Below are 14,160 nucleotides of genomic sequence, written 5' to 3'. Positions count from 1 at the left end.
AAAAAAAGCCGGGCATCGTAGCCCGGCTTTTTCATGCCTGAAGAGGATTACAGCGCAGCGATGACCGCCTGCTGTTCAATCAGCTTCGCTTTTGCCTGAGCGTAACCGTCCAGTTTTTCACGCTCTTTCGCAATTACCGCTTCCGGTGCGCGCGCGACAAAACCTTCGTTGCCCAGCTTGCTTTCGATACGGCCAATTTCCTGTTCGACCTTCGCCACTTCTTTTGCCAGACGCGCCAGCTCGGCTTCTTTGTCGATCAGACCCGCCATCGGGATCAGCAGCTCTGCGCCATCGATAATTTTAGTGACCGACACCGGCCCCTTATCATCGGCTGGCAGCACGGTGATGCTTTCCAGACGCGCCAGCGTTTGCAGGAAGTTGCGGTTATCGTTCACGCGACGCATCGCCTCTTCGCTGCAACCGCGCAGCAGCAGATCCAGCGGTTTGCCCGGCGCGATATTCATCTCAGCGCGGATATTACGTACCGCGATGATCGCCTGTTTCAGCCACTCGGTATCCGCCAGCGCTTTTTCGTCAACCTGCGACGCATCGTACTGCGGGAACGGCTGCAGCATGATGGTGTCAGCGGTAATGCCTTTCAGCACTTTCACGCGCTGCCAGATGGTTTCAGTGATAAACGGAATGATCGGATGCGCGAGGCGCAGCAAACCTTCCAGCACTGTTACCAGCGTATTGCGGGTGCCGCGCAGTTCAGTTTCTGACCCACCGTTCATGACCGGTTTGGCCAGCTCCAGATACCAGTCGCAGAACTGGTTCCAGGTGAATTCGTACAGAATCCCTGCGGCGATATCGAAGCGGAAGTTGTCCAGCGCTTCGCGGTACGCTTTGATGGTCTGGTTGAATTCAGCGAGGATCCAGCGATCGGCCAGCGACAGCACCATTTCACCGCCATTAAAGCCGCAATCCTGATCTTCGGTGTTCATCAGCACAAAGCGGCTGGCGTTCCACAGCTTGTTACAGAAGTTACGGTAACCTTCCAGACGCTTCATATCCCAGTTGATATCGCGACCGGTGGAAGCCAGCGCCGCCAGCGTGAAGCGCAGGGCGTCGGTGCCGTGCGGTTCAATACCATCCGGGAACTGTTTCTCGGTGCGCTTACGGATTTTCTCCGCCAGCTGCGGCTGCATCATGTTGCCGGTACGTTTCTCCAGCAGATCCGCCAGCGAAATACCGTCAACCATATCCAGCGGGTCAATCACGTTACCTTTCGATTTGGACATCTTCTGCCCTTCGTCATCGCGGATAAGACCGGTCATGTAGACGGTCTTGAACGGCACCTGAGGCTTGCCGTTTTCATCTTTGATGAAATGCATGGTCATCATGATCATGCGCGCGATCCAGAAGAAGATGATGTCGAAGCCGGAGACCATCACGCTGGTCGGATGGAACTGACGCAGCGCATCGGTGTTTTCCGGCCAGCCGAGCGTGGAGAAGGTCCACAGCGCGGAGGAGAACCAGGTATCCAGCACGTCTTCGTCCTGACGCAGCGCGATATCGGCGGCCAGGTTGTTTTCCTGACGCACTTCCTCTTCGCTGCGGCCAACGTAGACGTTGCCCTCGTTGTCATACCACGCCGGAATGCGGTGACCCCACCACAACTGGCGGGAGATACACCAGTCCTGAATATCGCGCATCCAGGAGAAGTACATGTTTTCGTACTGCTTCGGCACGAACTGGATGTCGCCGTTTTCCACCGCTTCAACCGCCGGTTTCGCCAGCACATCGGCACGCACGTACCACTGGTCGGTCAGCATCGGTTCGATAACCACGCCGCCACGATCGCCGTACGGAACGGTCAGGTCGTGCGGTTTAATCTCTTCCAGCAGGCCCAGCGCGTCCACGGCGGCAACCATTGCTTTACGCGCGGCAAAACGCTCCAGCTTCTGGAATTCTGCCGGGATATCCGCCGGGTAAACGTCGGATTCGTTGCCGTTAGTATCATAAACCTGCGCGCTTTCACGGATATCGCCGTCAAAGGTCAGGATGTTGATCATCGGCAGCTTGTGGCGACGGCCCACTTCGTAGTCGTTAAAGTCGTGCGCCGGGGTGATTTTCACGCAGCCGGTGCCTTTTTCCATATCGGCGTGTTCATCGCCAACAATCGGAATGCGACGGTTAACCAGCGGCAGCACTACGAACTTGCCAATCAGATCTTTGTAACGCGGATCTTCCGGGTTGACGGCCACGCCGGTATCGCCCAGCAGGGTTTCCGGACGAGTGGTGGCAACCACCAGATAATCTTTACCGTCAGCGGTTTTTGCGCCATCGGCCAGCGGATAGCGGATATGCCACATTGAGCCTTTCGACTCGCGGTTTTCCACTTCGAGGTCGGAAATCGCGGTGCGCAGTTTCGGATCCCAGTTCACCAGGCGTTTGCCACGGTAAATCAGATCTTCTTTATACAGGCGGACAAACACCTCTTTGACCGCGTTGGAGAGGCCTTCATCCATGGTGAAGCGCTCGCGCTCCCAGTCCACGGAGTTGCCAAGACGGCGCATCTGGTTGGTGATGGTGCCGCCGGATTCGGCTTTCCACTGCCAGATTTTGTCGATAAACGCGTCGCGACCGTAATCGTGGCGGGTTTTCCCTTCTTCTGCGGCAATTTTACGTTCAACCACCATCTGGGTTGCGATACCAGCATGGTCAGTACCCACCTGCCACAGGGTGTTTTTCCCCTGCATGCGCTGGTAGCGGATCATGGTGTCCATGATGGTCTGCTGGAAGGCGTGGCCCATATGCAAACTGCCGGTGACGTTCGGCGGCGGGATCATGATGCAGAAGCTTTCCTGGCTTTCATCACCGTTCGGTTTGAAATAGCCCTGCTTTTCCCACTGCTCGTACAGCGGCTGTTCGATATCTTTGGGGTTGTATGTCTTTTCCATTATTTCCAGGTTGCCGTGTTCAGGTTGAAACCGGCCACGCGGTAGGCTTTATAGCGTTCGCGCGCCAGTTGTTTCAGAGAGTCTTCGTAAGGGACGAAGTCTACCACTTCTGTGAAAGCGGTGGCAAAATCTGCAAATTCCGCGCTCAGGCTGATGAGAATATCGCGCGGGCTGCTGTTGCGCTTTTGCGGCCAGGCCAGTTCGACCGGCGCGCCGCCGCGCGGACCTTCGCCTGCCAGATTGTGCGGCACAAAACTCTCTGCCGGGCGCGCCCATAATGCTTCATCCAGCCGAATCGCCTGCTGCTCATCGGCACAGGCAATCAGCACGCGCTTGCCGTTACGCCAACGTTCTGCGGCAATTTCACACACCAGTTGCTCGACGGCGCTTAAGCCGTCAACGGCGTTATCGTTGTCCAGAAGGTAAAAGGTCGCATTTTTCATATCTATACCCGTCGTCTTTCACGCTGCCTCTTTGTTGGCTGCGAATACTCGGCCCATCCCTGGGCCTCGCCCTCAAGGGGCCGCTGCAGGCAGCGTTCAAATCTGCTCCCGGCAGATTTGTTGCGCACCCCAGTCACATAGTTTTCTATGCTCCTGGGGATTTGCTCAGTTGCCGCCGCGATGCAACGCGAAATCCATAGGGTATAGAGTTCACATTGCGCGAGGTTCCAGGCCGGACAGGGCATAGCCGCCATCCGGCAATCATAGCCATCCGGCATTGACGACTTACTCTTCGCCGTTAAACCCGGCGCGGTTCAGCAGGAACTGCGACAGCATCGCCACCGGACGACCGGTTGCGCCTTTGGCTTTGCCGGAGCGCCATGCGGTACCGGCGATATCCAGGTGGGCCCAGTTGTATTTACGGGCAAAGCGCGACAGGAAGCAACCCGCGGTGATAGCACCGCCAGGACGGCCGCCGATGTTCGCCATATCCGCAAAATTGGATTCCAGCTGATCCTGGTACTCATCGCCCAGCGGTAAACGCCATGCGCGGTCGCCAGCCTGCTCGGACGCGCCAATCAGTTCGTGCGCCAGCGGGTTGTGGTTCGACAGCAGACCGGTGATGTGATGGCCAAGGGCAATCACGCATGCGCCGGTCAGCGTCGCGACATCGATCACCGCTTCCGGCTCGAAGCGCTCAACGTAGGTCAGCACATCGCACAGCACCAGACGGCCTTCGGCGTCGGTATTCAGCACTTCGACCGTCTGGCCGGACATGGTGGTCAGCACGTCGCCCGGACGATACGCGCGCCCGCCTGGCATGTTTTCACAGCCTGCCAGCACGCCAATCACGTTCAGCGGCAGTTGCAGTTCGGCCACCATGCGCATCACGCCGTACACCGCCGCCGCGCCGCACATGTCGTACTTCATCTCGTCCATGCCTTCGGCAGGTTTGATGGAGATACCGCCGGAGTCGAAGGTCAGGCCTTTACCGACCAGCACAATCGGGCGAGCGTCTTCCGACGGGTTGCCTTTGTACTCAATCACCGACATCAGCGACTCGTTCTGCGAGCCCTGGCCGACAGCCAGGTACGAGTGCATGCCCAGTTCGCGCATCTGCTGTTCGCCAATCACGCGGGTCAGGACGTTTTTGCTGTAGGTGTCCGCCAACTGGCGCGCCTGCGAAGCGAGGTACGCGGCATTACAGATATTCGGCGGCATATTGCCGAGATCTTTGGCTGCTTTAATCCCCGCAGAGATAGCCAGACCGTGCTGGATAGCGCGTTCGCCGCTGGTTAACTCGCGACGAGTCGGCACGTTGAAGACCATTTTACGCAGCGGACGACGCGGTTCGATTTTGTTGGTTTTCAGTTGATCGAAGCTGTACAGGGTCTCTTTCGCTGTCTCAACGGCCTGGCGCACTTTCCAGTAGGTGTTGCGCCCTTTGACATGCAGTTCGGTCAGGAAGCAGACGGCTTCCATCGAGCCCGTATCATTCAGGGTGTTTATGGTTTTCTGAATGACCTGCTTGTACTGGCGCTCATCCAGTTCACGCTCTTTACCGCAGCCAATCAGCAAAATACGCTCGGAGAGGACATTCGGTACGTGGTGAAGCAGCAGGGTTTGTCCTGGCTTACCTTCCAGTTCTCCGCGACGGAGCAGCGCGCTGATGTAGCCATCGCTGATCTTATCGAGTTGCTCGGCGATCGGGGAGAGTCGGCGCGGTTCAAAGACACCCACAACGATGCAGGCACTACGCTGTTTCTCCGGGCTACCGCTTTTTACACTGAACTCCATGCACTACGCTCCTGAATCTTAAAGACAACGGCGGCGGCTACGGATAGAATTGCAAGCTTACGTAACGCATGTCCGCTGTTGCGATGACTTCGTGTTAATCTTAATGGTACTTCGGTTTCGGCACGTCAGAATTGGCTCTTACGCACCCATCCGCTGAGTATATTAATCTTAGCGATGATTTCGACGACTCAAGAGAATAAATGACGTTTAAGCCATGAAACAAGCGATTTTCCAGGAAAAAGACTGGTTTTTACGGGCGTATTTAAAGTGATAATCATAAGATATCTGGTGCGGGAGACGCTAAAAAGCCAGCTTGCGATCCTATTCATCCTGCTTCTGATTTTCTTTTGTCAGAAACTGGTGAGGATTTTAGGCGCAGCCGCTGATGGCGAAATCCCAACAAACCTCGTGCTCTCGCTGCTGGGGCTGGGCGTGCCGGAGATGGCGCAGCTTATCCTGCCGTTGAGTCTGTTCCTTGGCCTGCTAATGACGCTGGGCAAACTCTATACCGAAAGTGAAATCACGGTGATGCACGCCTGCGGTCTCAGCCGTGCGGTGCTGATCAAAGCCGCCATGGTGCTGGCGCTGTTTACCGGCATTATCGCTGCGGTTAACGTAATGTGGGCTGGTCCATGGTCATCCCGTCATCAGGATCAGGTACTGGCGGATGCCAAAGCGAACCCTGGTATGGCGGCGCTGGCGCAGGGGCAGTTCCAGCAGGCGACAGACGGCAACTCGGTGCTGTTTATTGAAGGTGTCGAAGGCAACCGCTTTCACAACGTATTTCTTGCGCAGATCCGCCCCAAAGGCAACGCACGCCCGTCAGTGGTGGTGGCGGATTCCGGCCAGCTTTCCCAGCATAAAGATGGTTCCCAGGTGGTGACGCTCAACACCGGCACACGCTTTGAGGGTACCGCCATGTTGCGCGACTTCCGCATCACTGATTTCCAGAACTACCAGGCAATTATTGGTCACCAGACCGTTGCGCTCGATCCAAGCGATACCGAACAGATGGACATGCGTACGTTGTTCAATACGGACAACCCGCGCGCCAGCGCGGAGCTGCACTGGCGCTTAACGCTGATCTTTACCGTGGTGATGATGGCGCTGATGGTCGTGCCGCTGAGCGTGGTTAACCCGCGTCAGGGACGCGTGTTATCGATGCTGCCCGCGATGCTGCTGTATCTCGTGTTCTTCCTGTTGCAGACCACGCTTCGCTCAAACGGCGCGAAGGGTAAGCTGGATCCGATGATCTGGATGTGGACGGTTAACCTGGTCTACCTGGCGCTGGCTGTGGTGCTGAACCTGTGGGATACGGTGCCGATGCGCCGGGTTCGCGCCCGTTTTACGCGTAGAGGAGCGGTATAATGCAGGCTTTTGGCGTACTTGACCGCTATATCGGGAAAACCATCTTTTCCACCATCATGATGACGCTGTTCATGCTGGTGTCGCTCTCCGGCATTATCAAATTTGTCGATCAGTTGAAAAAAGCCGGGCAGGGGAGTTACGACGCGCTGGGCGCCGGGATGTACACCATTCTCAGCGTGCCGAAAGATATCCAGATCTTCTTCCCGATGGCCGCGCTGCTTGGCGCGCTGCTCGGTCTGGGCATGCTGGCGCAGCGCAGCGAGCTGGTGGTAATGCAAGCTTCCGGCTACACCCGCATGCAGGTGGCGCTGTCGGTGATGAAAACCGCTATTCCGCTGGTCCTGCTGACCATGGCGATTGGCGAATGGGTTGCGCCGCAGGGCGAGCAGATGGCGCGTAACCAGCGTGCGCAGTCGATGTATGGCGGCTCGCTGCTCTCCACGCAGGCCGGGCTGTGGGCGAAAGACGGCAACAACTTTATCTACATCGAACGTGTGAAAGGTGATGATGAGCTTGGCGGCGTCAGTATTTATGCCTTCAACGATCAGCGTCGTTTGCAATCGGTGCGCTACGCCGCGTCAGCTAAATTCGATGCGGAGAACAAAATCTGGCGGCTGTCGCAGGTGGATGAATCAAACCTGACCGATCCGAAACAAGTGACCGGCTCGCAGACCGTCAGCGGGACCTGGAAAACCAACCTCACGCCGGACAAACTCGGCGTAGTGGCGCTGGATCCGGATGCGCTCTCCATCAGCGGTCTGCACAACTATGTGAAGTACCTGAAGTCGAGCGGCCAGGATTCCGGCCGTTATCAGCTCAATATGTGGAGCAAAATCTTCCAGCCGCTGTCGGTGGCGGTCATGATGCTGATGGCACTGTCGTTTATCTTTGGCCCGCTGCGTAGCGTGGCGATGGGTGTGCGCGTGGTGACCGGCATCAGCTTCGGCTTTGTTTTCTACGTGCTGGATCAGATTTTCGGCCCGCTGACGCTGGTGTATGGCATTCCACCAGTGGTCGGCGCGCTGCTGCCGAGCGGCTTGTTCTTCCTGATTAGCTTGTGGCTGATGATGCGCAAAAGCTAATACATCAATGATGTTCTGTATTACATAAGAGAGGCTGCGGCCTCTCTTTTTTTCGCCAAAGGAGCAGATATGTTGCAGTGGCTTACCCGCATCCGGGGCGTACCACGCCATAATGGCTTTCAGTAAATTCTGTTCTTTGCCACGTCCATTGTGCTTCGGGCTATGATTGAGTAACGATTCACAACATTTAGGGAAATTATGTCCAGGTTCTTTTTCAATGACCGCAAACAACTGGTCAATGACGCCATTGAAGGCTTAGTGATATCCGCCCCGCACGGCAACCTTGTCCGACTCGATATTGATCCCGCCATTCGCATTGTGGCCCGTGCTGACTGGGATAAAAGCCGCGTAGCGGTGATTTCCGGTGGGGGTTCCGGCCATGAACCGGCACATGCTGGCTTTGTCGGCAAAGGCATGCTGACCGCCGCCGTCTGCGGTGATGTGTTTGCTTCGCCCAGCGTCGATGCGGTGCTGAACGCCATCGTGGCGGTGACCGGCGATCGCGGTTGCCTGTTGATTGTTAAAAACTACACCGGCGACCGGCTTAACTTCGGCCTTGCGGCGGAAAAAGCCAAGCGCTACGGCCTGAAAGTCGAGATGGTGATCGTCGCCGACGACATCGCGCTGCCGGATAACAAACAGCCGCGCGGCATCGCCGGAACGGCGCTGGTGCATAAGATTGCCGGCCATGCCGCCGATCAGGGGAAATCGCTGAGTGAAGTGCGCGACATCGCGCAAAAGGCCTGCGATAACGTCTACAGCCTTGGGCTGGCGATGGAGACCTGCAACCTGCCGGGCAGCGAAGAGGAAGGGCGTATTCAGCGCGGCAAGGTCGAGCTGGGGCTGGGGATTCACGGCGAGCCGGGCGCTTCAATTGTCGACACACAGAACAGCAAGTCGCTTATCGACACGCTGGTGAAACCGCTGAAAGCAGCGGTGGGCGACGATCGTGTCGCCGTGCTGATCAACAACCTTGGCGGCGTGTCGGCGCTTGAAATGGCGCTGCTGACCAAAGAGCTGGCGCATTCGGCGTTGAAAGATCAAATTGCGTATTTGATTGGCCCTGCGCCGCTGGTCAGTTCGCTGGATATGAAAGGTTTTTCCCTGTCGTTGCTGCGCCTGAATGACGCGTTCGAGCAGGCGATTTGCGCGAATGTGCAAACCGTTGGCTGGCAAAAACCGGTGGCGTTCGCGCCGATGAAAACCCAGCAGCACAGTGCGGTGTATGACGGGCTGGAGATTGAACCTTCAGACAATCCACAGGTAAAAGCGCTGGTCGGTACGGCGGTGCAGACGTTGATTGGCCTGGAAAATCGCCTGAACGCGCTGGATGCGAAAGTGGGCGATGGCGATACCGGTTCGACCTTCGCCGAAGGCGCGCGTGAGATTGCCCGGCTGCTGGAAGAAGAGGCGCTGCCGCTGAATAACACCGCGCAGTTGCTGCAACTGATCGGCGAACGGCTGGCGACGGTAATGGGCGGCTCCAGCGGCGTGCTGATGTCGATCTTCTTCACTGCGGCAGGCCAGGCGATACATAACGGTACAGCGTTGCCAGAGGCGTTACTGCTGGGGCTAAAACAGATGAAGCACTACGGCGGGGCGGATCTGGGCGATCGTACGCTGATCGATGCGCTGCAACCGGCGCTGGAAGCGTTGCGCGATAACGGGCTAAATGCCGCAGTCTCTGCGGCGAAAAGCGGGGCAGCCAGTACGGCAACGATGCAAAAAGCAGGGGCCGGGCGCTCGTCGTACGTTAACCGTGAAAACCTTGATGGCGTGAGCGATCCCGGCGCGGTGGCGATTGCCGAAGTGTTTGCTGCTATCGCGAAATAAAGCACACTTGCCCGGTGGCTTACCGGGCTTACACACCACATGTCAGAGCGACCCGCCATCCGGCATTTATTTCACCGTTGTGGAGTGGTTTCGTTGATCGGCATTCTGTGGTTTCTGAAATCTCGCCAGCGTGAACGTAAAAAGGGGGACCACAGCGTCCCCCTTATCACTCCCCTGCGCGATCCCTTTGCGGATCGGGCAAAGCTACGCTTCCACTCCGTTCTGGAAATCTGCTTTCAACACCACGCGGTAGCGGGCTTTCCCGTCGCGCACGTGCTGCAAGGCTTCATTGATTCGCGACATCGGGAACATCTCGGTGGTTGGCGCGACTTTAGCGCGTCCGGCAAACTTCATCAGCTTGCGCAGCTCAAATGGCGTGCCGGTTGCCGAACCCGAAACGCTGCGGTCACCGGCGATCAGGGTAAATGCCGGGACTTCCAGCGGCTTCAGCACGGCACCCACCGTGTGGAAATGGCCGCCGTGGGTCAGCGCTTCAAAATAAGGCTGCCAGTTAAGATCGACGTTAACGGTGTTGATGATCAGATCGTACTGACCGGCCAGCGCTTTTAATGCTTCCGGATCGCGGCTGTTCACGACATAGTCGGCACCCATAATCCGCACTTCCGCTTCTTTCGCCGGATTTGAACTGAACGCCGTCACTTCACAACCCATTGCATGCAGCAGCTTGATGGCGATATGCCCGAGGCCGCCAATCCCAATCACGCCAACGCGGCTGGTGGCGGTGATGTTGTGCATCAGCAGCGGTTTAAACACGGTAATGCCCCCGCACAGCAGCGGCCCGGCGGTTTCGATATCGATGCTATCCGGCAGCGGGATCACCCACTGCCAGTCGGCGCGGAGCTTATCGGCAAAACCACCGCGATTCAGAATGGTCGGCACCGCGCCTTCCAGGCAGTTGATATGGTTGCCGTCGATACAGGCATCGCAGTGCCCGCAGCTGCGCGCCGTCCAGCCGATTCCCACTCGCTGGCCCACTTTTAACCCTTTGTTTTGTGCAGCGCTACCCAGTTCCACCACGCGGCCAATCACTTCATGCCCGGCAACCAGCGGGTACTGGGAGAAGCCCCATTCGTTGTCGATCATCGACAAGTCTGAATGGCAGATACCGCAATAATCCACCTGCACTTCCACATCTTCTGCCGCCAGCGGGCCGGCATCGTATTCCTGCAATTCAAGCGCGGCGCCGGCCTGCGGTGCAGCGTAACTTTTGATGATGCTCATTACGGATTCCTTAGGTTTTGAGGGGGACGCATGAAGTGTAGGGCATCTGGCGCTTCTCCGGCAGAATGTCGCGCGTCAGACCGCCCGTTTCGCCAAAGCCATGCCTTCTGCCCTGGGCCATTTCCCCTGTTTTAACCCGTCATCCAGCCAATATTTTCAGACTTTCCCGGCCTGTAGTGTGGGTCCTGCGAATTCGCAACACGATGTTTCTGTACAACTCACAGGAGTACGCATTATGGATTCACAATTCATTGGATCGGTCATTAATGCACTACCGCTGGAACATATGATCGGCGGCCCGTTGCAGGCAATGATCAAAGCACAGGTACAGGCGAGTAAGGCCTATGCCGACTTCCTGCTCTCTGTCTGTATTAAGGATGGTAAAGCGGAGTCGGTGCAGTTCGATTACGACGAAACCGTGGTTGACGACAAAGGCGTGATTCAGGGCGTGGTGAAAAAAACCATGCGCATCCCGCTGCTGGCGGCCATCTCTCACCCGAACATCAGCATCGAAGAAGGGACCATCGATTTCGAACTGGAAGTCTCGCAGAGCGAAGCCAGCAGCAGCCAGACAGAAGCGGAAGCCTCGCTGGAAGCGTCCGTCGGCTGGGGACCGTTCAGCGTCAAAATCAGCGGACGTGTTTCGCACAAAGATCAGCAAACCCGCTCCACCGATACCCGCGCGAAATACAGCATCCACACCCAGGTCAAACGTCAGCCGCCGCCGGAAGCGCTGATGCGCGTGATTGATTTCCTGACGGATGCCGCAACACGCCCGGCTGTTCTGCCGTCTGAGGCGCAAAAGCTGGAATCGAAACAGCTTGATGCCTACCCCGAAACGCCTGCTGGCGCTGAAAAAGCTCCGGCTGACGCAACGCGTTAATTCTGATGTTCACGCTGAGGCTGCGTTGCAGCCTCATTTTTCACGGAGCGCACTATGTCAATGAAAGACTGGCTTCGCGGCAACCGGAATACGCAAGAGAAGGCGAGCGAGCAGCCTACGGCTCCGCCGGACGAGCGCGCCGGAATGTCGCCCGACGATCCGCCGACAGAAGAGACCGGCGGGTTGCCGCCTGCGGATCCGCCCTCTTCGGATCTACCGCCCGATCCGCCGCCGCCGGAAAGCCCGCCACCCGGCGGTCCGGTTGGGGCATCTCTCTCGCTGGCGGATATCACGCGCGGGATGCAGCACGCCGCTTCGGCGGCAAACCAGCTTATCGCGCATCAATACATGCAGGCGCTGGACCCCTTTTTTGAGCACAGCGATGACGGCAGGCTGGTGCCAAAAGTCGTCGAAATGGCGCTGGATGATCAACATCACTTTGCCTTGCCGCTGGTGGCGCTCTCCACGCCGCGCGGGCTGATGCTGGAAAAAATGAAGGTCTTTTTGACAGTACGAACCGATGCCGTTGAGCAGCAGAGCGCGGTTTCCGGTACGCCCGATGACACGGTTGGCCGTTTCCTTGTCAGCATGTCGCCGCCGAGCCGCGAAGGCAGCGGTCGTGACAGCGGACATGTGGACATTGAGATGCAGTTCACCGTGCTGGAACCACCGGAAAGCGTGATGCGGCTGATTGAAGAGTACACCCGACAAGTTCTTCCCCAATCTAACGTGAGGAGTGATGACAATGGCTAATCAACCAGCAAACACCGGCGCGGCCGGGTTGACATTAATTAAGTCTTTTGAAGGGCTAAGCCTGGAGAAGTACCGCGATGCGGTCGGTAAATGGACCATCGGCTACGGCCATTTGATTCTGCCCCATGAGAATTTCCCGCAAGCGTTAAGCAAGGTGGAAGCGGAAGATTTGTTGCGGGCGGATCTGGGGATGACCGAGCGCGGGGTTCATCGCCTCGTGACGGTCGATCTCAACCAGAACCAGTTCGATGCGCTGGTGGCGTTCGCCTTTAACGTCGGGCTGGGCAATTTGCAGAACTCGACGCTGCTGCGCCTGCTCAACCAGGGGCAATACCAGGAGGCGGCGGATCAGCTTCCGCGCTGGAATAAAGCTGGCGGCAAAATTCTCGCTGGCTTGACCCGTCGCCGTGACGCGGAACGTGCGCTGTTTATGGCCCCCGTAAACTGAACTGACTGGAGGGATTCCCATGAAATACACACTGTCGATACTGTTTCTGGCTGTGTTAACCGCTGTACCGGCGTATGCCGACTTACCGCAATGCAGCGCGGTGGTACAGGCGGCCAACCAGCAACTGGCGAAACAGAACAACAAGACCGTGCAGGATGAGAAGAAACTGACGGCTCTGCTCAAAACGCTAAATCGTGATGATGTGCTGCCCGCTGAGTACGTGACCCGCGAACAGGCGCTCAAATTGGGCTGGAGTGGGAAGGCGGAAGATTCGCTGTGGAACATCTGGGCGCTGAACAAGAAAGTGTTGGGCGGCGATCCCTGGACCGGCAAGCCTGCGCCGGGGAAAGGAAAATGGTACAGCGCCGATGTCGATAGCGTACGCGGTCTGCGCAGTAACAAACATCTGATCTACAGCCCGGAAAGCGCGACGCGTTATCTCACTACAGATAATGACGCGACAACCGTCACGCTTCCTCCTTGCCAGTAGTCAGTATTGCGGCCTCATCCTATTCGTTGAGGCCGCCTGTTGAGGAGGAGATTGCCATGGTTGACGGCATTCAGATGTTAAGTCAGGGACTGGCCGCGCTCGCCGGGTTATTTGGCGGGCTGAGCGTCTCGTTTTTCTGGCAACCAAAAAAATTGCATCAGCACGGTCGGCTGGCGGCAGGGGTGATCATCGGGGCTATAAGCGTCAGCACGACCTTCACGCTGGGCGGCTTTATTGCGCGCTGGCTGGGGATGAACTTCAAAGATAGCGATATCGCGATGGGCATTGGCTATTTTGTCGGCGCGATCAGCGTCGGGATGATTGCCTGGCTGGCGAATTTTTTTAACCGTCGGGAAGGGCACGATATTTTACAGGTTGCCGGCGAGCTAAAACGCGTCGCCCGTGGCGTAAAAGCCACCCCATCGCGCCGCCGCGCGCCACGACGCCCTAAATCGGGAGATCCATCATGACGTTGAAACTCATTTTCTGGGCGGCCACGCTGGTGGATGGGGCGATTGCGGTGATTATTTTTGTCAGCGCCCTCAGCTCCCGTATGCCCAATATCCCTGTGTGGTATCGCATTGGATTATTAATTACTGCGTTAGGATTTACCGTTCAGGGGTTTCTCAATCTTCCCTATTTGCTGTTCAATGTCATGTTAATGGCGCAAGAACTGCCGTTCTGGATATTAAAAGATGTCGGTGTCGGCGTGATTGCTATTTATTATTTCTGCCACACGATGCGTAAAGATGAGAAGCCGAAAAAAACACCAGTACGTAAAAAAACGTCGGCGGTTAAAAAAGCGACATCTTCCAGAGCACCCCGCAAGACAACGTCCGCCAAATAAGAGTCACAGTGCATCTGCGCTGCTGTAAATGCTGATGTTAAATATCTCTGGCAGGAGCATTATGCACGGGC

At 57.0% G+C, this 14,160-nt stretch carries 14 protein-coding genes; 10 read left to right on the top strand and 4 right to left on the bottom strand.

From position 1 onward, the window contains the following. Positions 1–47 precede the first annotated feature (47 nt). The 3 genes from Y71_RS24185 to pepA form a co-directional block, all read right to left on the bottom strand. Complete coding sequence (locus Y71_RS24185) at positions 48–2,903, bottom strand: valine--tRNA ligase (RefSeq protein WP_007372846.1); 2,856 nt, start codon at positions 2,901–2,903, stop codon at positions 48–50. Beyond that, a complete protein-coding gene (gene holC / locus Y71_RS24180; RefSeq protein WP_007372847.1) occupies positions 2,903–3,346 on the bottom strand; it encodes a DNA polymerase III subunit chi in 444 nt (147 codons plus the stop codon). The genes Y71_RS24185 and holC overlap by 1 nt, the downstream gene beginning before the upstream one ends. Positions 3,347–3,631: 285 nt before the next feature. Beyond that, the gene (pepA, locus tag Y71_RS24170; RefSeq protein ID WP_007372848.1) at positions 3,632–5,143 is read right to left on the bottom strand and encodes a leucyl aminopeptidase; all 1,512 of its coding nucleotides are present in this window, start codon (positions 5,141–5,143) and stop codon (positions 3,632–3,634) included. 153 nt (positions 5,144–5,296) lie between these two features. Here pepA and Y71_RS30825 point away from each other — a divergent pair, with 153 nt between their 5' ends. The 4 genes from Y71_RS30825 to Y71_RS24150 all read left to right on the top strand — a co-directional run bounded on the left by Y71_RS30825 (position 5,297) and on the right by Y71_RS24150 (position 9,426). After that, positions 5,297–5,347, top strand: coding sequence for a hypothetical protein (locus Y71_RS30825; protein ID WP_216637209.1), 51 nt, complete (start codon positions 5,297–5,299; stop codon positions 5,345–5,347). Positions 5,348–5,410: 63 nt separating this feature from the next. Next, positions 5,411–6,511, top strand: coding sequence for an LPS export ABC transporter permease LptF (gene lptF, locus Y71_RS24160; RefSeq protein WP_035887062.1), 1,101 nt, complete (start codon positions 5,411–5,413; stop codon positions 6,509–6,511). Continuing rightward, positions 6,511–7,593 carry an LPS export ABC transporter permease LptG gene (gene lptG / locus Y71_RS24155; RefSeq protein ID WP_007372850.1) on the top strand — a complete coding sequence of 361 codons (1,083 nt, stop codon included), beginning with the start codon at positions 6,511–6,513 and terminating at the stop codon, positions 7,591–7,593. Before lptF ends, lptG begins: the two co-directional genes overlap by 1 nt. 198 nt (positions 7,594–7,791) lie before the next feature. Continuing rightward, positions 7,792–9,426, top strand: coding sequence for a dihydroxyacetone kinase subunit DhaK (locus Y71_RS24150; RefSeq protein ID WP_007372851.1), 1,635 nt, complete (start codon positions 7,792–7,794; stop codon positions 9,424–9,426). Positions 9,427–9,630: 204 nt separating this feature from the next. On the opposite strand, the gene ahr is transcribed toward Y71_RS24150, so the two are convergent. Beyond that, the gene (gene ahr, locus Y71_RS24145) at positions 9,631–10,668 is read right to left on the bottom strand and encodes an NADPH-dependent aldehyde reductase Ahr (protein ID WP_007372852.1); all 1,038 of its coding nucleotides are present in this window, start codon (positions 10,666–10,668) and stop codon (positions 9,631–9,633) included. A gap of 235 nt (positions 10,669–10,903) precedes the next feature. Between ahr and Y71_RS24140 the strand changes: the two genes are divergently transcribed. From Y71_RS24140 to Y71_RS24115, 6 genes are read left to right on the top strand one after another with little or no spacing between them, the layout of a single operon-like run. After that, positions 10,904–11,551, top strand: a complete 648-nt coding sequence (locus tag Y71_RS24140) for a DUF2589 domain-containing protein (protein WP_007372853.1) — start codon at positions 10,904–10,906, stop codon at positions 11,549–11,551. 54 nt (positions 11,552–11,605) lie between these two features. Further along, complete coding sequence (locus Y71_RS24135) at positions 11,606–12,304, top strand: DUF2589 domain-containing protein (protein ID WP_007372854.1); 699 nt, start codon at positions 11,606–11,608, stop codon at positions 12,302–12,304. Further along, positions 12,297–12,752, top strand: coding sequence for a lysozyme (locus Y71_RS24130; RefSeq protein ID WP_007372855.1), 456 nt, complete (start codon positions 12,297–12,299; stop codon positions 12,750–12,752). Before Y71_RS24135 ends, Y71_RS24130 begins: the two co-directional genes overlap by 8 nt. Before the next feature lie 19 nt (positions 12,753–12,771). Beyond that, positions 12,772–13,242: a hypothetical protein gene (locus Y71_RS24125; protein ID WP_007372856.1), complete on the top strand. Its 471-nt coding sequence runs from the start codon at positions 12,772–12,774 to the stop codon at positions 13,240–13,242. 56 nt (positions 13,243–13,298) lie between these two features. Beyond that, positions 13,299–13,712 (top strand): hypothetical protein, encoded by a 414-nt coding sequence (locus Y71_RS24120; protein WP_007372857.1) that lies wholly within the window; start codon positions 13,299–13,301, stop codon positions 13,710–13,712. Then, entirely contained in the window at positions 13,709–14,089 is a 381-nt protein-coding gene (locus Y71_RS24115; RefSeq protein WP_007372858.1) for a hypothetical protein, read from the top strand. The genes Y71_RS24120 and Y71_RS24115 overlap by 4 nt, the downstream gene beginning before the upstream one ends. Positions 14,090–14,160: the final 71 nt, after the last annotated feature.

Origin of the sequence: Kosakonia radicincitans DSM 16656 (genome assembly GCF_000280495.2) — a bacterium.
GTDB classification, from domain to species: domain Bacteria; phylum Pseudomonadota; class Gammaproteobacteria; order Enterobacterales; family Enterobacteriaceae; genus Kosakonia; species Kosakonia radicincitans.
Note: the sequence above shows the minus strand (reverse complement) of the source record. Positions and strands in the feature narration are given on the sequence as shown.

What these genes read in the sequence shown, in the direction of transcription:
- Y71_RS24185 (WP_007372846.1), bottom strand. Translation starts at nt 2,903, where the DNA reads ATGGAAAAGACATACAACCCCAAAGATATCGAACAGCCGCTGTACGAG.
- holC (WP_007372847.1), bottom strand. Translation starts at nt 3,346, where the DNA reads ATGAAAAATGCGACCTTTTACCTTCTGGACAACGATAACGCCGTTGAC.
- pepA (WP_007372848.1), bottom strand. Translation starts at nt 5,143, where the DNA reads ATGGAGTTCAGTGTAAAAAGCGGTAGCCCGGAGAAACAGCGTAGTGCC.
- lptG (WP_007372850.1), top strand. Translation starts at nt 6,511, where the DNA reads ATGCAGGCTTTTGGCGTACTTGACCGCTATATCGGGAAAACCATCTTT.
- Y71_RS24150 (WP_007372851.1), top strand. Translation starts at nt 7,792, where the DNA reads ATGTCCAGGTTCTTTTTCAATGACCGCAAACAACTGGTCAATGACGCC.
- ahr (WP_007372852.1), bottom strand. Translation starts at nt 10,668, where the DNA reads ATGAGCATCATCAAAAGTTACGCTGCACCGCAGGCCGGCGCCGCGCTT.
- Y71_RS24140 (WP_007372853.1), top strand. Translation starts at nt 10,904, where the DNA reads ATGGATTCACAATTCATTGGATCGGTCATTAATGCACTACCGCTGGAA.
- Y71_RS24135 (WP_007372854.1), top strand. Translation starts at nt 11,606, where the DNA reads ATGTCAATGAAAGACTGGCTTCGCGGCAACCGGAATACGCAAGAGAAG.
- Y71_RS24130 (WP_007372855.1), top strand. Translation starts at nt 12,297, where the DNA reads ATGGCTAATCAACCAGCAAACACCGGCGCGGCCGGGTTGACATTAATT.
- Y71_RS24125 (WP_007372856.1), top strand. Translation starts at nt 12,772, where the DNA reads ATGAAATACACACTGTCGATACTGTTTCTGGCTGTGTTAACCGCTGTA.
- Y71_RS24120 (WP_007372857.1), top strand. Translation starts at nt 13,299, where the DNA reads ATGGTTGACGGCATTCAGATGTTAAGTCAGGGACTGGCCGCGCTCGCC.
- Y71_RS24115 (WP_007372858.1), top strand. Translation starts at nt 13,709, where the DNA reads ATGACGTTGAAACTCATTTTCTGGGCGGCCACGCTGGTGGATGGGGCG.